Below are 23,195 nucleotides of genomic sequence, written 5' to 3'. Positions count from 1 at the left end.
TTTACCTCGCTTCTAGCCACGGGTTAGGCAGTTTAGCGGGCTTTTCGGTGTTACGCTCTGAACTAAACGCATCAGCTAAAGACCTATGGTAAAATTCTAAATAACGCATTTGTTTATTAATATCGTTTGTCAAAGCCGTGGCTAATTCAGAAGCTAAGCCCCAAGCGACAGCATTTTTAAAACTCATCGTCCATAAATTCGGGTCTTCAATTCTTGCAATATATTCTAAAACTGCGGGGTTAGAGCCTGTTAAAAGATCACGCTCTCTAATTATAAAAGGCGTTGGTTGGTTGTCTTGATTATGCCCCTCCAAACAAATTGGGCGTAAACAATCAGCAGGCAACTTAAAACAAAATGGGTATTCAGCATTCACAATACTGCTTTCAACAATAGCCAAAGTTTCTTTTTTGCGTGCGAAATTCCACGCATAAGAGCTTAAACTTAAGTCTCTGATGTGTGGATATAAGTTATTACAAAGGCTTGCTTCGGTGCTGTCTTCATACGGCGAATTAATCCGCCCAAGCTGATGACCACCAAGCCTAGCTAAACTAAGATTATAAATAGAAACAATACTTGCTGTTAATGCTGTTTGTGCCTGCATAAATACCCCTTATTTATTTTATATTGCGAAGTTGTTTTTATGCGTCAAAGGCAATACCGGAGGTGATAATGCCGCCTGCTAATGTCCCGGTAACGGTATATCTTAAACCGGCGTATTGACTAACACCCATAGGAATACGAGTATCAACAATCTTTCCGCCCGCAATTAAAGCAGCGTTGGTAATAGGATAAGTTGCTACCGTTACAGGGTTAACCATAATCCCGTTATTAAGCTCACTGCTGGTTAACAATTCGACAACCAAAGTGCCTGTACCAACATAAGGAGTAGTACAAGCGAACAAGCTGGCGTTATTATTGGCACTAAAATTACTAATGCCTAAATCTACAATATTGTCAGCATTAGCCGTAGCCGAAACGAGTTGTTTATCCGAAAATAAATTCTCTTTATCTAAAATCATTTTGTTATTCCTTTTTTTTTGATCAGTTGTTTTTTTAATGTGTTTTTTATTGATAATTAGCTAAGCTTAAACGACTCTTGTTTCAGTATTCACTAACGCATCAGAACGGCGAACCGGAATTTCATCAAAGTCTACAACTTTTTTCCCTGCTACTTCTCTAATGCCAAGGTGAACGTTGTCTGCCCTGCGTATGGCGTTACGCAAGCGTTTACGTACGTTTTTATTCACATAAAAAACAGGCTTGCCTAAATTTTGATTTGGTAAAGACTCAACAGCGGAAACCATTGCTTCAATCAAGGCATCATCAGTGATTGTTGCGAGGTCAATATTTGCGATACGCACAACATAACGCCAATCACGAACGCTTAAGCCAATAGACCACTTGTAGTGAGAGCGGTAACCTTCAAAGTTCCCGCCTTTTCCGTCTTGCAATGTTACTTGACCTTTGTCTGTGTGAACAAAGCCAGCCTTAGAACCTTTAGGATAAAAGCAATGAACAGTTTGAGCTCCCCAACACATGAGCCAAATACTGGAAAGCTTACCACTGGCTGTGCCTTTTGCGTCAATAACGTTTTCAGCACTCGCTGCTTTTTTTACGTCTAAAGTATTAAAACGAGGGGCTAATCCCAAGAAGCGTTCCGGGTTTTTTGAGGTATCACCGTAAAATAAAGTGTTTGCCATTTGCTGGTTCATTGCTTCTAAAAATGCGGAATCTTCTGAAACCCGATAAGACGCAGTGTTACCGTTTAAATCTGCAAGGTCTTTATCAATTTCAGCATACGCCTCAAGATTACCGCAGTTGTCTGTTTGTTGAACGGTTGTTGATTTGCTGGGTTGTACCCCTTGGTTAATCATTCGCCACGCAACAGAAGGCAAACCGCTACGCATGGTTGTTTTATTCCCTGTTGGTAGATTCCCTTCTAAAACAACAGCGTCCTCTAAAATTTCGTTAGTGTTTTTCAAAGTTTCTACAATAATATCTACCTTGCCGTTAGGATCTAAACGTTTTGCGATGTCGGAAAAGGTAGGGTTTTTTTGTGCGACTACTGGCATCTTTCATGCTCCTTTTGCTTGTTTAAGGTTATTTTTTAAAGGTTAATTAGTTGAATTATTATTTACTGTTTGGGTACATAACTTCTTCAGCTGTTTTACCTTGTCCCCCAGCTTCGCCACGCTGAAAACTAGGTTCTGCCAACTCTTTTCCAATTTTAGAAATAAAGTTAAATATAGCGGGGTGTGAGCCTAAATAAGTTTGGTTTAAAGTTTCAATAAGTTCAGGGCTTCCATATTGAGCCAAGGCTTTTTGAGCAAAACCAATATTGTTTTTAAAATCAGGAGAGCTTTTAATTGTTTGCTCCCAACTTGAAACCGTTTCGGCTAATTGCTTCTGACTTTCGGCTTGACTCTTGGCAATATGCCCGGCGTATAATTCCGCCAGCTTTTGAGCCTGCCCTTGGTTTAAGCCAAGTTCGTGAGCGGTATTACAAAATTGACTTTGTAAGGCGTTATCAACTTGAATGCTCTTATCAAAAGCGAGTTGATAGCCCTCTGGCTTTTCAGGTACTACGGCTAAAGGGTCGGGCTTTTCTTCCTGTTTGCCTTCTGCTTTTTCTTCTGTGCCTGTTTCGCTGGTTTCCTCAGTTTCCTGTTCGGTGGTTGTGGTTAAATCTCTGGTCAGTAAGGTGTCTACCCCCTTTGTTTCTGTGCCTGTTTCCGTTGCCCCTGCTGTTTCCGTTGCTTGAGTGTTGTCTGTTTCATCAGCCATATTTTTATTTCTCCTGTTCAAATAAAAGTGTTGTTAATTTTGACTTGTCTACTCTTTCTATTTCAGTGAGTAGCCATAAACCGGTACGTCTTAATCCTTCGTTGTGAGCGGTGGCGTAAGGGTCTTTTTCGGAATAAGAGGGCGATAAAACGGCGGTTTGTTTTAAAATACGTCTTAGAACTCTTACCCCTGCGGGGGTTTTTAAAAGCTGTTTTAAATCTTCCTGTTCCTGAAGGTGCTTAAGCTCTTGGCTTTGTACGGTTGCCATTTACTGAACTACCTCCCCATTTTGACCGCCACCTAAAAGGTCTTTAATGTTCAACCCTGCGTTTTGCATGGCTTTAGTTGCACCGCCTGCCATATCTACCCCTTGTTGCATTTGTTGCATCTGTTGCATTTGGGCTTGTTGTGCTGCTCTGCCTTGTCTGATTTGTGCCACGGCTTCATCAGAGCGTATCAACTTAGGCGGTACGCCCAGCATGTCTGATACCTGATCAACCGCTTCATCTAAATCAAGCTTGTCTATGATTTCAGGATTTAAAGCCGCACTTTGACCCACAAAGCCAACAACTTGTTGAACTGCTGCAATACCTGCTTGTTTTTGAGCTTGAGCAAGGATAGAAACAAACTCTATTTTGATTTCAAGCCCTTGTAATATCTCTGGTGGCGGGCTAATCATGCCGTTGCGTTGCATAATTCCAAACACTCTTTCAATAAGAGGCTGAAAGAGTTCAGAACGCAGGCGATCAAGTACAGGACCTAACAACAACATCTTTTCAGAGTTGCGTTCTGCCACTTCGGTAGCGGTCATTTGTCTGTTGACCTGACTAATCATCAAGAACAAGTCGTTAAAAAAGACTTGTTTTATCTGGTTTTGAATGCTTGCGGTTGTGCCTTCTAAAGCTTGTAAATTAGAGCGTACTTGATAAAGCGGGGCTATCGCTTGTTGACCTTGAGCGAGCGAAGAAACGTAGTTAATCGCCCCGGGGCTGATGTCTGGGTAAACATCTTGACCGCCATAAACTGCTAAAGGCGGATTAACTTCTTTAATTAAGGCTTCAATTTTGGTCTTTTGCATCTTTTGCAACATGCGACAATCTGACAAAGCGTCCATAGCTGGCGAACGTCCATAAATATCACTGCCCGTTACGTCCCAACGAGGACAAAGAGCAGGGAATTCATAATAGCCACCGTCCTCTAAAACTTCGTTACCACCACTTAAAAGCATGTAGATAGAGGTGTAAGCCCTTTCTCTTTTGTTTTTAGCGTCATCTTTCTTTTTGTCGTTTGGCTCAACAGCGTGTAAAACGTCAATCCAATCGCCGTTGTCTTTGTCAGCCATGTCTTTTATACGTTGGGGGCAGTCCTCCCATGTTTCTACTATTTGTTTGGCTGTCATGCGTAAACGCCGATAAATAGCGTTAACCCGTCCACTTGCCGAAGTGTCTAAAGCATATTCCCCAACGGTGAAACAACGGCAACGAATAACCGTATCCGGATCTTCTTCAACAATTAAAGCCCCTGTCCCAAAAACAGCAAGCTCATGATAAAGCATGTGAATTGAGTCATAAAAGTTAGAACGACTAAAAACAGATACCATTTTCTCTTGAGTGTCGTGCAACCATGTTTTAGCCTCGTCTTGTTGAGCTAGGTTATCATCTTGAAGCCCAAGCCTAAACCAAGGGCGGGCGGGGCTAGTTAAACCGCTTTGCATACCGGAGGCTAAAGTCCTAACACTTAATAAACCCGTTGAGTCTATTAGGTCTTTATTTAACTTGTCGCCTTTGTTCGTATGGTCTCCGGAGTTTAAAAAACGAGAACGCCTTGGCAAAAAGTGAGTTGCTAAATCTCTATAGTGAGCTTCCCAATCTTTACGCACGGCTTCAAGGTTAGTTAAACGCCGTAAACACTTTTTCTTACGTTCTTTGTTGCCGTTGTCATCGTTCATTTATTCACCTAATAACTTTTTACCGCCAGCCGTTGCCGTTCCCGTATCGCCCAAACCACCTGTTAAAATAGTATCACTCCTGCCACTCGCTGCTAGTCTGCGTTTGCGTTCGTTATCGCCAGCTCTTGCGGCGTCTTGGTCTGCTGAAATAGGTGCTACCACCGGTGGTGGTGTTGGTGCCGGTGCTACTTCCGGCATGCTTGGTGATGAACCGCCCATACACATAAATTACTCCTTGGTTTTTGGTTTGTTAAATTAGAGATATAAAACTTTAACGCCGTAATCCAAACAACACTGATGTTCTAAAATACAACCTCGAGCCGTTCGCCAACCTTTCATAAAAACTACTTGGTCAGCTTCTTTGGCGATTAATTCAAGACTTTTTGCCAAATAAGCCAAAGGAATGTTTTTAAAGTTAGCTTCCTGAAAGTCTTCAAAGACACTGTCTATGACTTCGTGTCCTTCGGCTTCCAGTTTTTCAACAACAGCCTTTCTATTTTTGTTGATTTCTTCAGTTGTTAAGCCTTTCATAGGTTGAGAAATAAGAACCTTCATATTTAAAACTCCAGTGGTTAATTGTTAATTCCACAAACTAAAATCATTCTTAGCCTTTTGACGTGATGCCCCTTGCTTTAAACGTGGAAAGACCGCACACATTTTGGGGTCTAAAATGCGAGCGATACAATCAAGCATGTCATCATGAGAAGAAACGGGAAAAGCCTTATATTCTTCCTCAACAAATTCATGCGTAAAATTTCTAGCCTTACCCTCAACATCAATAAAAAGAAGAGTAGAAGGGAGGTAAAATAAACCCTGCTCAAAAATAGGAACAAGCTGGCGTATGCGTTCAACCTTGGGCATAGCCCCGCCAAGCTCAGTGATATTAAAACGGTAGCCCTGATTCTCTTGCATAAATTTAATATGCTCTATATCTGCCTGCATTCCGTAACGCTCATAACCAACATCTAGCGGTCGATATTCCCGATGTAGTTTAAATAAAGTGTTGGTGCGTTCGGTGAGGTTTAAGCGGTCTCTAACTCCGTCAACAAGATAATAATTGCCGTCTTGTCCAAGCCCAATAACAGCGAATACACTGTAATCACTGCCTTGTTTTTTAGACTGAGCGGGGTCGCATAATAAATAAATGTTCATTCCTTGCCATTTTATGCGGTGATTAGCTTCAACATCGGCATACTTAAGCCATTCTTCTTTAAAGCCTTGAGTTTTATCGGCGGTAGGGTTTTGCAACATCTGACAACCAAAAACATAAGCCCCCATTTCTCTATACTTTTGTTCTAAATCGGCTTTGCTTAATAAATGTGGTTGTCCGTTTGCTTCTCCGTTGTCTGTAGCGGGATAAATACGAGGGTTCGCCGCCTTACGCTCAAGCATTATTTTATAAGTGTCATTAAAATGGTAACGTGTCCCAATATAACGGCGTTCGCCACCTCTAGCACCAAGGTTTAAAGATAATGCCCAAGCTTCAGTAACTTTGGCTATCATCTCAGGAGTGCTAACACTTTCACGAGTTACAACATCATCATAAATTAAAAGTGAAAAATGTTTACCTGTGGGCTGTCCATCGACTAATCCCCAAGCTTCGAGCGTGGCTTCTTTGGGGTTGTTTTTACGTTTAACAATTATTCCGCAGTCCTCTGCCCATTGCGGGGCTTCTTTGTGCGGTATGTCATATAATACATCGGGGTAACACGCTTTTAGTAATTCGTTTTGTTCAAACTCAGCTTTAATTTGCTTTAAAAAACCTTTGGCGATAGGGCGGGTATGTGAAAATATACCGATTGTTATTTCAGGGTTGTTTAGAATATCTTGAATGGTTAAAGCAAAGGTAATAATTGTAGATTTATAATGTTCTCTAGCCCATAAATCTAAATGCCCGTTAGGGCTGGCTTGTACTTCTTTACAGCGGTCAAACACCCAGTCATTAAAACAATCTTCACGCTTTAAAAGATAAACGAGCAAAAAGAATAGGTCTCTCTTGCCTAGCTCTGCTATTGTCGCAAGGTAAGCATTTTGCTTTTCGCTCATTTTAATAAGCTTTGCATAATGCTTCTTAGCTTCGTTTTTATCTTCAAAAGGTATCATCATTGTTACTTTTTCTTGGTTTTGTTTGAATACAACTTGTCAATTAGCTCTAAAGCTTCGGGATTTACGCTTAAATCTTGTTTAATTTCGCCACTTAATTCTAATTTTTGATTTGTTTTTCCATATCCACGGTCTAAAAGCTCTTTGGCTGCGTTGATGCGATCACTTACTTTAAGGCTTGTTAAAGCATTGGTTAAAGCGTTGATCGCCGGAATTGCCTGCTCTTTTGCGAGCCTTACAACATCAGCATAAGACAATACCTTAGCTTCTTCATTCTCTTGAGCCTTGGGCCTTCGTTTTTTCGCTGTTGCTGTTTTAGTTTGTTTAGGTTTTGTCATTGTTTAGATGCTTATAGTCTGCTATAAGTGTTGTAATGGCATTGTCATGTTGATTCACCTTGTCCCAAAGTTTGTTAACAGACTCACGACTTGCAAAATTATCATTACAAGTGAAACGCTGTTCTAAAAGTGCATCAACCTTGCTTTCTACTTTTTTAAAAAGATGCCAAAGCAATGTACCAACTATTGCTAGTAAAAATTGCAAGCTAAAGCTGGCGATAACTAAGAGCATTTCTGTATTCATTCTATTTTGTTCCTATTCCTTTGATTTTTTCCCAAGACCTTAAAGCACCAAAACCAAGCATATTAGCTAAAATAATAAAGAGTTCGCCAAAATCAGCACGAGGCAGTGAAGGCAAGTGTCTTAAACTTTCAGGGTTTGCGACCAGTAAAACCCAGTTGAACGTGGGTTGAAATAAAAAGTTCCAAGCGATTGCTAAAACACACACCCAGCCAACAGCAGGACGCCAACCTGCAACAAAAATAGAACTATGTCCCGCTTCAACTTCATTAATTTTTGCTTGAGCCAAATCATGCTCAAACAATGTTTGCATTTGTGTTAGTTCGCCATTTTGCTGTAGCTCAATTAGCTTTAATTTAGCCCGTTCAGCTTCGTTTTTATCGGGGAACAACTTATCAATTATCTTTGTTCCAAAATTAAAAATTCCGTCAATCATACCGCTAAACCTGCCACTGACCGGTTTGCATTTGTTTTGCTAACTCTTCAGCTCTGTCAAAATATCCGCCAACACCATCACCAACTTGTTGCGACCAAAGTGATTGCATCATGTTTTTAGCGGCTTGATCATAGTTCCCAAGCTGTATAAATCTTAAAGTGTTTTTAAACTTTAAAAGGCTTGTAATCCCCAAGTTGAAGCACATATTTACAACAACAGCCTGACGGGCTTCGTTTAAGTTACGCCACCAACTTAAATGCCTGTCTAAATCATCAATACAAGCCAAAATATCAGCCTTTAAAAGACGTTCGGCTTGCTCTTCGTTTATTGTGTCTTTTTCTTTGAGAATTAAACCCGGAATAGGGTTAGCGTCTAAATTATGCCCATAACCGATTGTTAATTTGTCAGCAGTACAGCGATAAGCAATATGAAGCCCTGCTTTGTTTTTTCTACAGCCTTCGTGGCGTTTTAGTTGCCTAATAAACTTTAAGTTGTTAATCATAAAAAAAGCCCCCTAAATTTTGCTAAAAACATAACATAGGTTTTTAACTTTTTAGGTGGCTTATAAAAAATAGTACTCTATCAATACTCTACCGATACGCTATCGGTACACTTTAACGCAAAAAAAAACTTGACAGCTTTTTAAAAATTGACAAAAAGCAAGACTTGCACTATTTTCATTGTGTATTAAAAGCATAAAAAATAATTTTTTTTAAAATACAAATGCAACAAAATAGCTTATCTTAAAAAACGATTAACTCCTTTAATTCCCTTTCTTAAATCTTTATACATAACTGATTAAAAAACTTTTAGGTAAAGCCCATGCTACCAGCTACAAAAATTAATGAGATAAATGAACCTTTATTTGAGTGTTTTATAAATCTTGATACTTTAACAGAAGTACAAATTTATAAATATAACCAAGAGATTGATAAACTAGCCAAAGCCAATAAAGAAGGAGCATTACTTGCTCACGCTTTGCTTTGTGCTATTCAAAACAAAAACGAAGAAGCTGTTAATGCGGTTATGTCAGTTGTAAATATAGCTAATCACAAGGCATCTTTTTTGAACAGCATGAAGATATTAAGACATCTAGGCAGAATGTATAAATTGCATGAAGTAGCTTGTTTAGGTTTTAAAAAGTACCCAACAGATAAAGTGATAATAAATGATGTTATTGAATCTTCTCTCGCTACAGAAGATGCGGTTACTTTAGAATTAGCCTTAGAACATTGGCATAAGTTATTTAACCAACCTCACCCAAGCGAACTTATATTTTACTTAGAAGAAAAAATAGCGAATGAGACAAAAGCTACGAAGCAAGAACCAGAAGAGATTGATGAAGCCTTGGGTCAAGTACTTAACCTGTCCGAAAACAACTTATTTGAATCTGCTATATTATCAAAACGCATGAAAAAACTCGCTCAAGATTTAGCAGATGAGATAAACTGTGATGACTAAAAACAATATTTATACTGCTTGGCTTGGTGGTCTTTTTCGTAATAAATATCAGACTCTATTCTATAGAGCCTTAGTCTTAAAAGAAAAAGACCCTAATAATTTTAAACAACACCCTGATGCAAAGTTGTTTGGTACCTTGCAAAACTTAATGCCTCTTGTCTGCGAAGATCCAGAACATATCAATTATCGTTTGGGTAAAACATTAGGAAAATCATTTAACCACTGGAGGAGGGTTAAAAGACATGGGCTATCTGATAGATACCGTTTATTTTTTCTGCCTTCAAAAAAAGAACAAAAAGTATGTTTTGCTTGGTTAAATGACGAATGCACTTTACGCAAAGATGGATCTAAAACAGATGTATATAAAGTTTTTAAAAAAAAGCTTAAAAATAAAAAAATTGCCAATCAAATAGAAGAGCTATTATTAACCGCACAGCCATTTTCTTAAAAATCTTTTTTTACCCCCGCTCATTAAGCCACTTACTAAGCTCATAATAATCAGCTTGCAAGCCCCTACCAACTCTAACGATAGGGGCTTTTTCTTTTTTCCACTTAAACACCATATTGCGAGAAACCCGAAAGGCTTCGGCTATTTCTTTTGTGCTTTTTAAGCGGATAGGTAAAACGTTGTAATGATTTGTCATTGTTATAAATATATTTACCCTGTTTAAAATTAAATCCAAGTTTAAATTAAAGACGCTTGGCTTGGTTTTAGCTCTTCTTGGCTGATTATTTCGAGTTCCCAACGTGGCTGTTCTCCATAAAATTTACCTGTTTCTAAATAGCCTACTACCTGAGCGTCATCACGCCAAAACGAAAGCCGTGTTAAACAATCTTTGATATTTTTAATTAAATTATCTAAGTCTGGCTTTGTTGTGGGGCGTTCAATGCCCGATATTGCGTTATTCTTCCACTTGTTAGACTTACTTTGCGGAATGGGTAGGTAAACTTTAACGCCTAAAAATAACGCTCCGGTTAAAGGCGTAGCGGGGCGATAAGGCAATAATAAATTCTCAATTGCCACTTCTTCCGCAACTTGAGTATTCGCCTTGTAAGATTTAACAAAACCGCCACGGTTACAAAACTTTGGGCGTTGCTGTGCTTTTGGAACAACGGGTAAAATTATTTTTATGCTCATTTTTTTAGCCTGCCTTTTATTGAAATCTATTGCTTTGCTAAAACCTCAGGGTTTTGTTTTATTTCACGCTCAAACGCAACTTTTGGCTTAACGGGGTATCTATCACCTAAAAGCTTAAATGCTTCATGTTCCCACTCTGGCGAACCAGTCTTTTGACCTTTGCTTAAAAACTCTTTGGCTTGAATGTTGCCTTTCATGCCAAGATTAAAAATCATTGCACAAATTTCGCTTTCTCTAAAAAGTTCTTCTTCTGTCTTGCCTTCAAGAGCTAAAGGACCATTGTTTAAATGCTTGATGGGCTGAGCGGGGCAGTTATTATAAGCCTCTTGAATATCCGCCGGCGTTGGAAAAAACCTACAAGTTTTCATAGCCGAAGTAACCGCTTGTCTAAACGCCGCATCGTTCAAGTCTTCAAAACAATCGTGATATTCTTCCGCCAAAAGCTGACATTCTGCCTCACTCATGTTTGGGCGATATATCAATGCAAGGGCGGTTATCCGCTCCAAAACAACTGTTGGTGTTGCCATTCTCTTCTCCCTCTTGCCCTTTTTGACCGTTATGACGTTTTAAACTTAAGGCTAAACTAGCTAAACCATGCCTAGCTTCTTCTTTTTTCGTGTACCCCGTTCGCCCACTAGCCCGCCCATCAGCGGGTGAAGCTCTGGCGGGTAAGGCTTTGGCTTCGTCCTCTGCTACGGCTTTAAACGCCCACTTGAGCAAGGCGAAATAGTGCGATTTATAATCATCTTTGCCTTTAGACCCAATATAAAAGTTTAATTTTTCTATAGCTTTATGCGTTAGTTCTTTGCCTTTTAGCTTGATAAGCTCTTGATATTCTTTTTCGCTAAGCTTTACAAAATCGCCAAAAAGCTTTTTATCTTCTGCTTTGGGCTGTCTTGTTTCTGCTTGCTTTACGTCCTGTTTTGCTTCTGGCTTTGCCAAAGGCGTTAAATTTTTTTCAGAACCCAAAACAGGGGGAGTGTGGCTTTCGTTTTTTTCTTCTGCTTCACGCGGTATATTTATACACTCTCTTTTTTTAATACAACCTTCTTTCTTATCTTGGTTAGGATAGGAAAGGAGAGGAGAGGGGCATTGCTCGTTTAATGCGTTAGCATGATTTAGCATATGCTCGCTTGATGCGGTAGCATTATTTAGCATTAACTCACTATCTTTATTAGTTTTATTTTTCTGGCTACTAACTCCCCACCTTGCGTGAGCCGCTGCTCTAGCTTTTTCGCTTCGTTCTTCAGCTTCCGCAACCCACGGATTATGCTTTAACCAGTTATGTAAAATATAAGTATCGTTTTCAAATTCTAAAAAACCGATTTCAAAAAGTGCCGTTACAAATTCCCCTTCGCCACCTTCCCAGTCAACGGCTATTTCTATGTCCTCAATACTCATACAGCTTAAAATACCGCTAGAACGATGATTAGCCGTATAGGACCAAAGAGCAATTAAACAGATAATACCGTCAGAGCCTAAGCGTCTTTTCAGTTTTTTAGTTTTATGATGACTTAAAAAATCTGTTTGCACTCTAAAATCTGTGTTCATTCTAAAATCCCAAAGCCGGGTCTGGCTGTCTAAACGTTTCTTGATCTGTGGGGCAAAATTCTTGATCTAAGTTAAAGCTTAAATCATAACTATAACGCTTAATTTTAGACTCTGATACTCGTGGTTTTGCTAAGTTTTTAAGTCTTCTGCGTTTTTCTTTTTCCTCGTATGTTGCCTTTTGAGAACATAGCGGAGAACAATATTTTGCATGTGGCTGAGAACTTAAAAACTCAGACTTACAAAAAGAACAAGTTTTGAGTGTCGGCTCTTTTTTGTTTCTATCTTTATTTCTACACCTACCAGAGCAATATATAGCAAAATCACGCATGGCTAAAAACTCAAGCCCGCAAACAGGGCAAATTTTATTGATTTTCATATAAAAAACCCGATAAAAGTCTAAAGATTTTCTAAAGTTTTGGCGATAATATAAATATAGCTAAGTGAAAAGATAACCCTGTTTAAGTGGTCTGAAACACCCTATTCCCCGCCTGATCAAATTCATCAGGGTAAAGCCAATATAAACGGCTTATACCTGTTACTTCTTCTAATTTTTTTGCGACAATGGGGGCGGGAACACGTCTTTTATTCACTATATTTGAGAAATGTGGCTGGCTAATATTGCATTTTGTTGCAATATCTTGCTGTGTTTTTGTATTGTTATGTGTTTTCATGAAATATATATATTTCATTTTAAAATAAAAAACAAGATATATTGCTTTAGGAAATTTGACGATTATTTCTAAAAGAAATATAAACATTCTATATAACAAATATGGATATTTTTATGAGTGCAGAAAAAATTACATCACTAGCTTTAAAATATTGGCTTACTAAGCTAAATCTAAAACAACAAGATATAGCAGATAAAGCAGGAATAACTCAAAGTCATATTTCTAATATGTTGACTGGTCGTAGAGGTATGACTACCGAAAACTTAGAAAAGATATGCGATGCCCTTGATATAACAATCCCTGAATTTTTTGCTTACAAAATAGACGAAGATAAGCCCGATGTTGAGTTTATTCCCTTGCTTAAAGCCCGTCCTCGGGCGGGGAATGGCGGGTTGGAGACAGACGGAGACATAACGGGCTGGTACTCCTTTCACCAAAGCTTTTTAACTCGTAAAGGCGGCTCCGTTGAAACTATGCGTCTTTTTCATGTTGCGGGCGATTCTATGAGTCCAACGCTGAACGATGGTGATATGGTTTTGATAAATTTAAAACAAAAAGACGTAACCACGGGGCATGTTTACCTAATAAGAATAGATGATGAACTAATGATAAAACGCTTGGAAACAAAACCGGGTAAAATTATTCTAAAGTCTGATAATCCTGATTATGAGCCAATAGAAATAAATAAAGATGATGAATCTGTAAACTTTGAGATCCATGGTCGCATGGTCTGGAGCTGTCGGGAGTATTAAGAAATAGCCTTGTAGTTAAAAAAAAGGTGGTTTTATGTCAAAAGATTTTCACGATATGCAGTTTGATAGTGCAAGTATTCTAAAGCTAGATATATTTGCAGATTATTTAAACTCTTGGTTGCCTGTTTTTGTTCATGATGAATACACTAAGCGAATAAATATTTTTGATTTATTTTGCGGTCCTGGTGTTGATAAAAAAGATAATTCAGGAAGCCCCTTGCAAGTTTGTAGTGTTATTAACAAGCATAAAGACAACCTGAGTAGTAAAAATAAAACGATTTTTATTTGGTTTAATGATAAAGATAAAAAGAAAGTAGACCAAACTAAGGTTAATACAGAACCATACCTGAAAAATATAAAATGCTTATACACATCACAATCTTTTGAAGAGTGCTTTGAGCAGATAAAAAAGCAGGGGTTTCATAAAGACGAAGCTAATTTTTTCTTTTTGGATCCTACAGGTTTAGTTAACTACCAAGAAGTATTGACCTCTTTGTTTTCTTTTAAAAAAACAGATTTTTTATTATTTATACCTTCAAGTCAAATTGCAAGATTTTGTCAGCAACCAGGCTTTCAACAACTCGGTATTCCTGAAAAGGTGACTGAAAGAGATATGCCTAAATATCTGTGTACTCATCTTAAAAGCTTAGTTCATAATAATGACATATTTCTTGTGCCCTTCTCTTTAAAGAAAGAAAATTCTCGCAATAATAATATTTATTGCATAATTTTTGGCTCTAAACATTTGCTTGGCTTAGATAAATTTTTAAAGGTTCTCTGGGACAAGTCAGATAATGGTGAAGCGAATTATAATCTAGGTGGTGATGTTGTTAAACAAGACCAATTAGCTTTACTGCCAGAGCTTAATATACCGAAAAAAATACCAAATTTTCAAGATGAATTAGAACAAAAAATAAGAAACAAAGAGTTTGTATTTAATAAAGATATTTATATTTATGCTTTAACTTCAGGTTTTTTACCAAAGCACGCTAAGGAAGTTTTATCTAAATTAAAAAAAGAAGGCTTGCTAAAAAAAGTTCCTGCTCTTAGCTATGATAGGGTTATGAAAGAGGCTGAACGATTGGTATATGCTGATATTTAGTTGTTTTTGTTGTTTGCTCATGGTATTATGTTTTAAACAATCAGGAGAAATTAAGTGAGTGCTACTAAAATAGAATGGACAGAAACAACATGGAACCCTTTAACTGGGTGTACTAAAGTTAGTAGTGGTTGTAAAAATTGTTACGCTGAAAAAATGGCTTTACGCTTACAAGCAATGGGTAGTGCGAATTATATAAATGGCTTCAATTTAACAATGCATGAACACGTATTAGAAATGCCTTTTAAGTGGAAAAAGCCACGCTTGATTTTTGTTAACTCAATGAGCGATTTATTTCATGAAGATGTTCCTCTAGTTTTTATTCAAAAGGTTTTTAACGTAGCAAAGCGTAACCCTCAGCACACTTTTCAGGTATTAACAAAAAGATCTGAACGCTTAGCAACATTGGCACCACGCCTTGAATGGCACCCAAACATTTGGGTTGGTGTGAGTGTTGAAGCTCCGCAATATAAAGACAGAATAGATCATTTACGAAAAGTGCCTGCTGCCTTACGCTTTTTATCCTGTGAACCACTTATCGCTGATCTAGGAGAGCTTAATCTTGACAATATACAGTGGGTTATAGTTGGTGGAGAGTCTGGAATAGGTGCAAGACCAATAGATAAAGAATGGGTGATTAGTATACGTGAGCAATGTAAAACACAGAGTGTCCCATTCTTTTTTAAGCAATGGGGTGGTGTAAATAAAAAGAAAACAGGTCATGAATTAGATGGAAAGGTTTGGCACAGCTTCCCCCAAAAAACAGAATATTGTTGCATTTTTTAGGAAACAAAAGTTTTTAACCACCCGCCCCAGCATTCGTTGGGGCTTTTTTTTTGTCCTTTTTTCTGTCCATTCCTTACTTTTAGTCATGTTTTTTTATTTAATGTAATTTTTTTTGAAAATATTTCATTTTTATTTGAAATATTTCTTGAAATACATTTCAAAATGAAATATATTTAGCTCAACAACGAACAAGAAAGCTTGCGAAAGAATATTTACGAATAGAAGTAGCAATATAGCTAGCTTGTTAATTGTTACCTCAAAAAGCTTTTACACGGGCAGCCGAAAGGGGTGTTGGATAACCGTTTTGAACTAAACGCCAACATTGCTGGGACAGCTTACAACGGTTTAAGCGAGGTCTTAACTCAAATTAAAGATTAAATTTTCGCTAAAGATAACGCAATAGACCGGAGAGCGAGAAGCTAAAAGGCTCAGCGACACTTTAGCAAAAATGTTGTGGTTACTGCACCATGACGATGACCCTCTCTATCAACTAGAGGCTTTGTTTTTAAATAACCTTTAAACTTAACCTTTTAACATCTCTGTTTAGAAATAATCAGGGAAGTCTTTCTTACTATTAGTTGTATTTATTGGCTGAGGCGAAGTAGGCGGGTGTTGGATAACCCAATGTTCTATTAGTTCCCGCCTACAATTTATCACTCTTTAAATCTTTGAAAATCAGAGCGAAGAAAGCCCTATCTAGGCGTTGTACGGAATAAAATCCCAATGCGTTTAGAACAAGCCGGAGCGGAAAATATGCAAATTTTAATTTTTTAAATGTGCTGTGAGTGTCTTTTTATTCCCAGCACAAAACAAAAAGTTAAATTAAAACTTTAACCTTAAAAAAAGCGGGTACTTATGACCAAGCAAGAATTTATAAAAAAGCGGGTAGATAACTTATATATAAACTCGCTTTGTTCAGAGCTAGCGAGCTTAAAAACAATCCATAAATATATTTTACTTTGTTTAAAACAGGCGAAACAAACGAATGATACAGAGCTTTTGGAATTTATAAACCCTTACGAAAGAGAAATTTATTCAAGGAGAATAGCTAGTGAGCTACGATGTGTTTGATGTAAGAATTGACGAGTCCTTGGGCTGTCTATGTAAATTTATTGACCACGAGGGCGAACAAGCCGTTTATGATACTTTAGAAGCGATTAGGTATAAAAATGATCAATATGCCTTTTTAGGCGAAGCTACTCAAAAGTGGTTTAAAAATTGTGAAGTTCTCGAAACAGAAGAATTAAAAGAATTTGCTCTTGAAGAATATGAAGAAGAGCAAAACTTTAATTTTGCAAAAGCCTGCGGAAAGTTTTGTCGGTTCTTACAGCCGGAAGATAACCCGACAGCCGATTATATAATTGATATGCTCGAAGATATTAAAATATCCGGCGATAAAACTTTTTACAAAGGGCGTTATTCTCAAAAATGGTTTGAATCTTGCGAACCGCTAAGTATAAATACATTAATCTTTTTACGTTGTCCCGATATGGAGTTTTGCGAATGTTGCTAGATACAGAAAGACAAGTGATAACCGAAAGCCCTAACGCAATTCGCCTTAGGGCTTCTTCTTTACCTGATTTATTAGACTGTCCCCGCCGTTGGGAGTCTAAAAATATTTATAAAAAATACCTACCAAAAACAGAAATAGCCTTACTCGGAACGGCAATCCATAAAGGAACAGCCGCTTTTGACTTAGGCGTTTTAAATTTACAAGAAATAAGCGTTGATGATGCCGTGGGTGTTGCTGTTGAAGAAATATGGCAACCAAAAGATGAAATCAAGTTTGAAGAACTAACCCAAGCTGACCTAGAAAAAATAACTAAACCGCTGGTTACAAAATATTGTAACGAATACGCAAGAACTCTAAAATATTTAGCGGTTGAATTAACTTGCCCTGACTTGTTAATTAGCGATTTAGGTATAATTTTAACTGGTACGACTGATAGAGTATATCAAGATGAATTTGAGAATATCGGCATTATTGACGTAAAAACGGGTAAAACTGCCGTTAGTGCTGACGGAACAGTAAAAACAAGCGGGCATAAAACACAACTCGCCGTTTACGAACTTTTAACCGCTCATGCCTTGGGTTGTGATTTAACAGCCCCCGCCTTGATTATCGGTATGCAAACAGGGGCTACCGCTAAAGCTCAACGTATCGGTATCGGCACCGTTAAAAATGCTAAAGATGTTTTAATTGGTAATAGCCTTGAAAAAGGTGTTTTAACTCACGCTTCTAATGTCCTGCATAGCGGTATTTTTTACGGCAATCCAAAAAGCATGATGTGTCATGTTAAATACTGCCCAAACTTTTTAACCTGTACCAGTAAATAAAGAGGTTTTTTATATGTCTCAAGCTCAAACAGATATGCAAACAACAAACATTGCACAGTTACAAAATAATATAGTTGCTAACAATGATAGTGTTGAAATTGGCTTTAACAGTACAAAAGGCTTTGAAATGATGCAACGCATTGCTAAAATGCTATCTGATTCAAGCTTAGTTCCTGCTCAATATCGAAACATTGTGGTTGATAAAACAACAAAAAGAGAAGTAATTAATAAAACCGCTCTTCCTAACTGTATTATCGCTTTAAATATGGCTAACAGAATGAAAGCGGATCCGTTAATGGTTATGCAAAACCTTTATATAGTAGAAGGTAAGCCCGCTTGGTCTGCGACTTCCATTATTGCCTTTATTAACTCTAGCGGAAAATTCACGCCCTTAAGATTTGAATTAATTGATATGGGCGAAGAAGTTGTTAAATATCAAGAAACAGTTTGGGGAACTAGCCCAAACGGTCAAAGACAAAGCAATAAAGTAGAAAAAGAACTTAAAATACAAAACATTTGTTGTAAGGCGTGGGCTACAGACCAAAAAACAGGCGTTAAGCTTGAGTCTCCAACTATTTCTATGAAAATGGCGGTGCTTGAAGGTTGGTATCAAAAAAACGGTTCAAAGTGGCAGACTATGCCCGAACTAATGTTAAGATATAGAGCCGCTTCTTTCTTCGGCAAGATGTACGCCCCAGAGCTTTTAATGGGCTTACAATCTGAACATGAAGTCATAGACGTAACTGATACTTATGAAGTTGTTGCGAATAACGAAGTTAATACAATAAGTTCTAGTGATTTTAACCAGGTAAAGATAGTGGAATTAGAAGCAGTTCAAACCCCTTTATCCCAAGAACCAGAGCCAACAACGCCACCTTTACCCCCTAAACAATCTGAAAAGAAAACTCCTAAATCAACCCAGACCCAGACACAAGCCCCAAAAGAACAAACCACCGAACCTGAAAAAGACAATATCAACATGATACTTTGTCCAAATACTGAATGGACAAAACAAGTAAATGAACTTGATTGTGCTTCTAAATCTTGTCGGGCTGGTTGTCCTGCTTTTGATGGCGATAACCCAGACTTTTAAGGCGGTAAATAATGACTAAACCGTTAATAGATACAAAGCTTGCTGTAACGGTGAAGTGTCCATTTTGCGACAACGAAGATGATGTCCCAATTTCGTTTTTTAATAACTCTATTTATAGAGCTTCGTTAATTTGCTCTCTCTGCGATGATGAATATTATTACAGATTAACAGGAGAGGATTTAGACAGAATGCTTTTAATTCAGAAACAGGAGATGGAAAAATAATGGAAGTTTCAGCAAAAATAGAGACGCTCCCCCAAGTCTCCACAAATTACGCCCAGCTTAAAAACTGGGCGTTATCTTTTGTAGAAAAATACAATGGGCTAGTTGTAACAGAAGACCAAGTTACAGAAATTAAAAAAGACATGGCAGAGCTAAACAAGGTAGCGAGAGAAATAGACGATAAACGCAAAGAACTTGTCAAACAGGTCTCTTTGCCTATTTTAGAATTTGAACTCCAAATTAAAGAAATAATCTCTATCTTTAAAACAACTCGTGAAGAGTTAGACACTCAAGTTCAGGTTTATATTGAAAAAGAGCGAGAAGAAAAGCGTAAAGCTGTTTTAGCTGAAATTGAACGCTTTAAAACAGAAGAAAACACGCCAGAGCTTACAATCAATATTAAACCCGAATGGCTGAATAAAACAACAAAGCTTCTTCATATTAAAGGCGAAATTCTTGAAATAATCACGGCTTATAAAAAAGAACAAGAGCTTAAAAAACTGGCTGAAAACGCAAAAAACGACAGAATAGAGTTTATAAACAACGAAATTCAAAAACTGGCTATAGAATTTGATACGCCATTAGCTTTTAGACTCTTTAGCCACCTTCAAGACCCAAACTTAAGCCTTGCTGAAATTTCAAAAAACATACGCTTAATATTTGAAAACAACAAAAAAGCAGTTCAAGGCGGTATGCCTAAAGAGGCTAACCAGTTAACAATTACGCTTGCTGAAAAAGAAGCACCTAAACCAGAACCACAACCAGTTTCACAGGTGAAAACTTTAGAAGAAGCTGGCATTAAACTTTTAACAACTAAAAAACTAACAATTACTGCTGAATACTCAACATCAAATAGCGAAAAAGTAGCGGCTCTTTATCAAGAGCTAAAACGCCTTTGTCTTAAGTGTTCAGCAGTGGTTGAATAAAAGGAGTTTAATATGTCAGGTGAAATGACTTTTATTAAAGCTACAATACTAAAAATAACAGATGAAGCAATGCTTGTTGATTGTTGTGGCGTTGAAGAATGGTTACCGCTTAGCCAAATAGATTTTATCGGTATAGAGGGCGAAATAACAACTATTGAGTTGCCGGAATGGCTTTATGACCAAAAGGGTTTTATAAAACACGGTTTTGAAAAGGAAACAGAAACTCAAAAACAGGCAACCGAACCCCTAGAAGAAGCTCCAGAAACTACGGAAGCTAAACCCTTTAAACACGATGCCCATTTTTTAAGAAGCGAAACAATAACCGTAACCCAAGACTTAAACGACACAGAAAAGCTAGAATACGGTCAAGAAATGGCGGAAGCGTTGTCAAATATATCAAGGCTTGAAAGCGAACTTGACGGCATTCGTAAGCAATTCAAAAGACAAATTGAAGGGCATGAGACAAATGCTAAATCAGCTTCAAGACTCTATTTAACCGGTAAAGAAGAGCGTGAAATCTTTTGTGATCTGGTAGCAGATTTTAACACAAATGAAATGGTCTGGACTGATGCAAACCCACCTCATGACATTGTCAAGCGTAGACCAATGACAGATGAAGAAAAGTGTATGCAAATTCCTTTACCTCTCAATAAAAAAACAAATACCCCGCCACCGCCTCAAGAAATTTTGGCAATAACCGCCGTCAGTGAAAGTGAAGAAGCTAAAACGGATAATGACGAAAATAACGAAGAAGTTCACGATGCCGATTTTACCGAAATTCCAATGAATGACGACCTAGCAGGACAAAGCCCAGACGATGACCAACCAATCCAATAATTCAGGCGATAGCCCAAATCAAAAGGCGAAGTTTAAACCAAAGAACTTCGCCTTAATTAATGGCTCTTGTAAAATGGCTAAACTGTCCGACGGCTTAAAGGCTAAAGCCTGCGAAAAGTGCGGAACAGTCAACAGATTAAAAGAATGCCCCTTTTGTTTTCACATCAGGGGTAAAAAAATAAAGGATAAATCATGAATATCCCAACTCCCGCCGAAGTCCACAAATTAGCAGTAGAAAAAGGCTGGTATGATGACATAGACAGAGAAGATTTAAGCAAGCTCTCACCTTACTTTATCCCGACTCAAATATCTTTAATGCACTCTGAATTATCTGAAGCTTTAGAAGTTTACAGGTCTTCAACTGTATTAGTGGGCGGTGATTTTAATATTCCTGCTAAATTAATGTTTACTGAAGAACTCGCTGATGCTGTGCTTAGAATATTTGACCTAGCGGGCTTTTTAAATCTGCCGTTAGAAAGTTGTATCGCCACAAAACACAAGACTAATAAAACACGCCCACACCGCCACGGTGGTAAAATAGTTTAATAAGAAGGAAATAGCATGGAAACTAACAGCCTATTACTCGCAAAAATTTTAAAAAATGCATTATCTAATGTTGTAAAAAAAATAAGTGAAGAAGGAATTGATATATTGGTGTCTGAAATTAAAGACGAAAATAATATAACAGTTGGTGTGTTTTCTCTTATAACACAACAAGAGGCTATCCCTTTCTATGAAAAAGCACTTAAAGACGCAGAAAGAAAATATGAAGAGGCGAAAGAATAACCATGACAGAACAAAAAATGTTTACTTTGGAAGAAGTCTCAAAAGTCTATAAAATATCAGTCTCAAAAATAAGAACCTTGATAAAAAAAGACCAGTTCCCCAATTATATAAAAATTGGGCGTTCTTCTTTTCTAAGAAAAAACGACTTGGCTATTTATGACCAATACCTAGAGTATCTCTCAGATTGTCCAGATAATCCGCCCAGTCTTGCATCATTTTCCGCCTTTCGTTCAAAAATTCAGCATGATTATAAGCTGAGCGAACAGAGTTCCGCTCTCCATGTGCCAGCTGACGCTCAATCCAATCTCTGTTGTAACCCTGCTCATTAAGCAGGGTTGAAGCCATAGCCCTAAAACCATGAGTAGTAAGTTCTTCTTTAGTTACCCCTAATGTTCTGAGTGCCATTCTCAAAGCATCAGGGGTAATTCTTCTTTTTTGACTTCTAAGCGAGGGGAAGCAATATTGACTGCGTGATATTTCTCTCGCTTCTTGAAATAGCTCCACAACTTGCCGTGCTAAAGGCACAATGTGCGTCTGTTTCATTTTCATTTTTTCAGCCGGTATACGCCATTCAGCTTTTTCAAAATCAATTTCAGACCATTCAGCTCCCGCCAGTTCATCAGGGCGAACAAAAATATAAGGGGCTATCTTTAAAGCTAATTTTGTACCTGCGTAACCGTGATAATTTTCTATAGCCCTTAACAAATGGGCTATTTCTTTTTCATCTGTGATAGTGGCATAATGTTTTTTAACGGGTGGGGGGATAAGCCCTTGTAAATCGGCTGCGGGGTTGTGATCACATAAACGCAAGACAATAGCATACCTGAATATTTCCGCTATTTTTTGACGCATTCTTTTAGCTGTTTCTAAAATCTTAAGCCGTTCCATTTGCTTTAATAGCTCAATTATATGATGTACCGTGATGGTATCAATAGGCATATCGCCAATAAATGGGAATACATGGTTTTGAATGCGGTTAAAAGTATCTTCTTTATAATTTTGAGTTACCCTGTGGGCATTATTTTCAAAAAACTCTACTGCAATATCTTTAAAAGTATATTCGCTTGCTTTCTTTTTATTTCTATCTGCTGGGTTTTCGCCGTTTAAAAGCATTGTTTTAAATTCATGAGCCTTTAAACGAGCATCTTTTAAAGATATTTCAGGATAAATGCCAATAGACACGCCTTGATCCTTACCCTTAAAACGAAAACGAAACCGCCAACGTTTTTTACCTGAAGGCGGAACCTCAATAAATAAATTATCTTTGTCTACTTTACGATAAAGCTTTTCTTTGGGCTTCAAAGAACTTATTTCTTTTTCTGTTAGTGCCATAACTAAACCCTCGACAACTCAATTGTTTTAGTTACCCAGCATTATAAACTTTATAAACCTTTAATATTTCGATATTTTTCACAAAAGATAAGGGTAACTTTTTAGGTAATATTTCTGTTACCCTTAAAGTTACCCTATAAATTGCTTGGCTGTCTATAACTTTCTCAACTCTTCCTAGCTCTTTCTTGCTCTTAAAAGATAGGCGTTTACTTGGTTAATCTTTCGTTATGACTCTTTATAATTTTTATTAAATCTTATAGTTGGCGGAGAAGGTGGGACACGTTAAAGTTTTACAAGCGTTTGTTTTATATGAGTATTAGTCTATATACGCCTTGCTTGTTACCCGCAAGTTACC

The 23,195-nt window shown here is 37.6% G+C and carries 33 protein-coding genes and 1 pseudogene; 14 read left to right on the top strand and 20 right to left on the bottom strand.

Features of this window, described 5'->3' with window-relative positions; translation table 11 throughout:
* Position 1: 1 nt before the first annotated feature.
* From BT999_RS08655 to BT999_RS08595, 13 genes are all read right to left on the bottom strand, one after another.
* Positions 2 to 601, bottom strand: a complete 600-nt coding sequence (locus tag BT999_RS08655; protein ID WP_072697393.1) for a phage connector family protein — start codon at positions 599 to 601, stop codon at positions 2 to 4.
* Between the two features lie 37 nt (positions 602 to 638).
* Positions 639 to 1,019, bottom strand: coding sequence for a Bbp16 family capsid cement protein (locus tag BT999_RS08650; RefSeq protein WP_072697392.1), 381 nt, complete (start codon positions 1,017 to 1,019; stop codon positions 639 to 641).
* 66 nt (positions 1,020 to 1,085) lie between these two features.
* Positions 1,086 to 2,072, bottom strand: a complete 987-nt coding sequence (locus tag BT999_RS08645) for a major capsid protein (protein WP_072697391.1) — start codon at positions 2,070 to 2,072, stop codon at positions 1,086 to 1,088.
* A 58-nt stretch (positions 2,073 to 2,130) separates the two neighbouring features.
* Complete coding sequence (locus BT999_RS08640) at positions 2,131 to 2,784, bottom strand: hypothetical protein (RefSeq protein WP_072697390.1); 654 nt, start codon at positions 2,782 to 2,784, stop codon at positions 2,131 to 2,133.
* Between the two features lie 4 nt (positions 2,785 to 2,788).
* Complete coding sequence (locus BT999_RS08635; protein ID WP_072697389.1) at positions 2,789 to 3,052, bottom strand: Bbp19 family protein; 264 nt, start codon at positions 3,050 to 3,052, stop codon at positions 2,789 to 2,791.
* Positions 3,053 to 4,732, bottom strand: a complete 1,680-nt coding sequence (locus tag BT999_RS08630; RefSeq protein WP_072697388.1) for a portal protein — start codon at positions 4,730 to 4,732, stop codon at positions 3,053 to 3,055.
* Entirely contained in the window at positions 4,733 to 4,951 is a 219-nt protein-coding gene (locus tag BT999_RS08625; protein ID WP_245791001.1) for a hypothetical protein, read from the bottom strand. It abuts the gene before it with no gap.
* 36 nt (positions 4,952 to 4,987) lie between these two features.
* On the bottom strand, positions 4,988 to 5,287 hold the full coding sequence (locus tag BT999_RS08620; protein ID WP_072697386.1) for a DUF4406 domain-containing protein: 300 nt from the start codon (positions 5,285 to 5,287) through the stop codon (positions 4,988 to 4,990).
* Between the two features lie 24 nt (positions 5,288 to 5,311).
* Entirely contained in the window at positions 5,312 to 6,838 is a 1,527-nt protein-coding gene (locus BT999_RS08615; RefSeq protein ID WP_143145526.1) for a hypothetical protein, read from the bottom strand.
* A gap of 2 nt (positions 6,839 to 6,840) precedes the next feature.
* Positions 6,841 to 7,173, bottom strand: coding sequence for a hypothetical protein (locus tag BT999_RS08610; protein WP_072697385.1), 333 nt, complete (start codon positions 7,171 to 7,173; stop codon positions 6,841 to 6,843).
* Positions 7,160 to 7,417, bottom strand: a complete 258-nt coding sequence (locus tag BT999_RS08605; RefSeq protein ID WP_072697384.1) for a hypothetical protein — start codon at positions 7,415 to 7,417, stop codon at positions 7,160 to 7,162. Before BT999_RS08605 ends, BT999_RS08610 begins: the two co-directional genes overlap by 14 nt.
* 1 nt (position 7,418) lies before the next feature.
* A complete protein-coding gene (locus BT999_RS08600) occupies positions 7,419 to 7,850 on the bottom strand; it encodes a holin family protein (RefSeq protein ID WP_072697383.1) in 432 nt (143 codons plus the stop codon).
* 4 nt (positions 7,851 to 7,854) lie between these two features.
* Entirely contained in the window at positions 7,855 to 8,352 is a 498-nt protein-coding gene (locus tag BT999_RS08595) for a glycoside hydrolase family protein (protein ID WP_072697382.1), read from the bottom strand.
* A 320-nt stretch (positions 8,353 to 8,672) separates the two neighbouring features.
* Here BT999_RS08595 and BT999_RS08590 point away from each other — a divergent pair, with 320 nt between their 5' ends.
* Both BT999_RS08590 and BT999_RS08585 read left to right on the top strand, forming a co-directional pair.
* Positions 8,673 to 9,311: a hypothetical protein gene (locus BT999_RS08590; RefSeq protein WP_072697381.1), complete on the top strand. Its 639-nt coding sequence runs from the start codon at positions 8,673 to 8,675 to the stop codon at positions 9,309 to 9,311.
* On the top strand, positions 9,304 to 9,759 hold the full coding sequence (locus BT999_RS08585) for a type II toxin-antitoxin system YhaV family toxin (protein WP_072697380.1): 456 nt from the start codon (positions 9,304 to 9,306) through the stop codon (positions 9,757 to 9,759). Before BT999_RS08590 ends, BT999_RS08585 begins: the two co-directional genes overlap by 8 nt.
* Before the next feature lie 10 nt (positions 9,760 to 9,769).
* On the opposite strand, the gene BT999_RS08580 is transcribed toward BT999_RS08585, so the two are convergent.
* The 6 genes from BT999_RS08580 to BT999_RS08555 form a co-directional block, all read right to left on the bottom strand.
* Entirely contained in the window at positions 9,770 to 9,955 is a 186-nt protein-coding gene (locus BT999_RS08580; protein WP_143145524.1) for a hypothetical protein, read from the bottom strand.
* A gap of 41 nt (positions 9,956 to 9,996) precedes the next feature.
* Entirely contained in the window at positions 9,997 to 10,449 is a 453-nt protein-coding gene (locus tag BT999_RS08575) for a RusA family crossover junction endodeoxyribonuclease (protein ID WP_072697378.1), read from the bottom strand.
* A gap of 26 nt (positions 10,450 to 10,475) precedes the next feature.
* The gene (locus BT999_RS08570; RefSeq protein ID WP_143145523.1) at positions 10,476 to 10,976 is read right to left on the bottom strand and encodes a hypothetical protein; all 501 of its coding nucleotides are present in this window, start codon (positions 10,974 to 10,976) and stop codon (positions 10,476 to 10,478) included.
* The gene (locus BT999_RS08565) at positions 10,906 to 12,000 is read right to left on the bottom strand and encodes a hypothetical protein (protein ID WP_072697376.1); all 1,095 of its coding nucleotides are present in this window, start codon (positions 11,998 to 12,000) and stop codon (positions 10,906 to 10,908) included. Before BT999_RS08565 ends, BT999_RS08570 begins: the two co-directional genes overlap by 71 nt.
* Before the next feature lies 1 nt (position 12,001).
* Complete coding sequence (locus tag BT999_RS08560) at positions 12,002 to 12,376, bottom strand: hypothetical protein (protein ID WP_072697375.1); 375 nt, start codon at positions 12,374 to 12,376, stop codon at positions 12,002 to 12,004.
* Positions 12,377 to 12,458: 82 nt separating this feature from the next.
* Positions 12,459 to 12,671 carry a helix-turn-helix domain-containing protein gene (locus tag BT999_RS08555; protein WP_178139339.1) on the bottom strand — a complete coding sequence of 71 codons (213 nt, stop codon included), beginning with the start codon at positions 12,669 to 12,671 and terminating at the stop codon, positions 12,459 to 12,461.
* A gap of 113 nt (positions 12,672 to 12,784) precedes the next feature.
* On the opposite strand from BT999_RS08555, the gene BT999_RS08550 reads away from it, so the two are divergent.
* The 12 genes and pseudogenes from BT999_RS08550 to BT999_RS12745 all read left to right on the top strand — a co-directional run.
* A complete protein-coding gene (locus BT999_RS08550) occupies positions 12,785 to 13,423 on the top strand; it encodes an XRE family transcriptional regulator (RefSeq protein WP_072697373.1) in 639 nt (212 codons plus the stop codon).
* A gap of 34 nt (positions 13,424 to 13,457) precedes the next feature.
* Positions 13,458 to 14,525: a three-Cys-motif partner protein TcmP gene (tcmP, locus tag BT999_RS08545; RefSeq protein ID WP_072697372.1), complete on the top strand. Its 1,068-nt coding sequence runs from the start codon at positions 13,458 to 13,460 to the stop codon at positions 14,523 to 14,525.
* A 54-nt stretch (positions 14,526 to 14,579) separates the two neighbouring features.
* Positions 14,580 to 15,308 (top strand): DUF5131 family protein, encoded by a 729-nt coding sequence (locus BT999_RS08540; protein ID WP_072697371.1) that lies wholly within the window; start codon positions 14,580 to 14,582, stop codon positions 15,306 to 15,308.
* 1,051 nt (positions 15,309 to 16,359) lie between these two features.
* Complete coding sequence (locus tag BT999_RS08530) at positions 16,360 to 16,821, top strand: hypothetical protein (protein ID WP_143145522.1); 462 nt, start codon at positions 16,360 to 16,362, stop codon at positions 16,819 to 16,821.
* Positions 16,812 to 17,645: a PD-(D/E)XK nuclease family protein gene (locus BT999_RS08525; RefSeq protein WP_072697368.1), complete on the top strand. Its 834-nt coding sequence runs from the start codon at positions 16,812 to 16,814 to the stop codon at positions 17,643 to 17,645. The genes BT999_RS08530 and BT999_RS08525 overlap by 10 nt, the downstream gene beginning before the upstream one ends.
* Before the next feature lie 13 nt (positions 17,646 to 17,658).
* Complete coding sequence (locus tag BT999_RS08520) at positions 17,659 to 18,738, top strand: hypothetical protein (protein WP_072697367.1); 1,080 nt, start codon at positions 17,659 to 17,661, stop codon at positions 18,736 to 18,738.
* Between the two features lie 11 nt (positions 18,739 to 18,749).
* Positions 18,750 to 18,962 (top strand): hypothetical protein, encoded by a 213-nt coding sequence (locus BT999_RS08515; protein WP_072697366.1) that lies wholly within the window; start codon positions 18,750 to 18,752, stop codon positions 18,960 to 18,962.
* A complete protein-coding gene (locus tag BT999_RS08510) occupies positions 18,962 to 19,885 on the top strand; it encodes a DUF1351 domain-containing protein (protein WP_072697365.1) in 924 nt (307 codons plus the stop codon). Before BT999_RS08515 ends, BT999_RS08510 begins: the two co-directional genes overlap by 1 nt.
* Positions 19,886 to 19,897: 12 nt before the next feature.
* The gene (locus BT999_RS08505; RefSeq protein WP_072697364.1) at positions 19,898 to 20,722 is read left to right on the top strand and encodes a hypothetical protein; all 825 of its coding nucleotides are present in this window, start codon (positions 19,898 to 19,900) and stop codon (positions 20,720 to 20,722) included.
* A 192-nt stretch (positions 20,723 to 20,914) separates the two neighbouring features.
* Positions 20,915 to 21,268, top strand: a complete 354-nt coding sequence (locus tag BT999_RS08495; protein ID WP_072697362.1) for a nucleoside triphosphate pyrophosphohydrolase family protein — start codon at positions 20,915 to 20,917, stop codon at positions 21,266 to 21,268.
* 15 nt (positions 21,269 to 21,283) lie between these two features.
* Positions 21,284 to 21,508, top strand: a complete 225-nt coding sequence (locus BT999_RS08490; RefSeq protein ID WP_072697361.1) for a hypothetical protein — start codon at positions 21,284 to 21,286, stop codon at positions 21,506 to 21,508.
* Between the two features lie 2 nt (positions 21,509 to 21,510).
* Positions 21,511 to 21,648 (top strand): annotated as a pseudogene (locus tag BT999_RS12745) (helix-turn-helix transcriptional regulator); the annotation flags it as partial.
* Positions 21,649 to 21,658: 10 nt separating this feature from the next.
* On the opposite strand, the gene BT999_RS08480 reads toward BT999_RS12745, so the two are convergent.
* Positions 21,659 to 22,840, bottom strand: a complete 1,182-nt coding sequence (locus tag BT999_RS08480; protein WP_072697359.1) for a tyrosine-type recombinase/integrase — start codon at positions 22,838 to 22,840, stop codon at positions 21,659 to 21,661.
* Positions 22,841 to 23,195: the final 355 nt, after the last annotated feature.

The sequence above is a fragment of the Desulfovibrio litoralis DSM 11393 genome, assembly GCF_900143255.1.
Classification (GTDB): Bacteria; Desulfobacterota; Desulfovibrionia; order Desulfovibrionales; family Desulfovibrionaceae; genus Frigididesulfovibrio_A; species Frigididesulfovibrio_A litoralis.
Note: the sequence above shows the minus strand (reverse complement) of the source record. Positions and strands in the feature narration are given on the sequence as shown.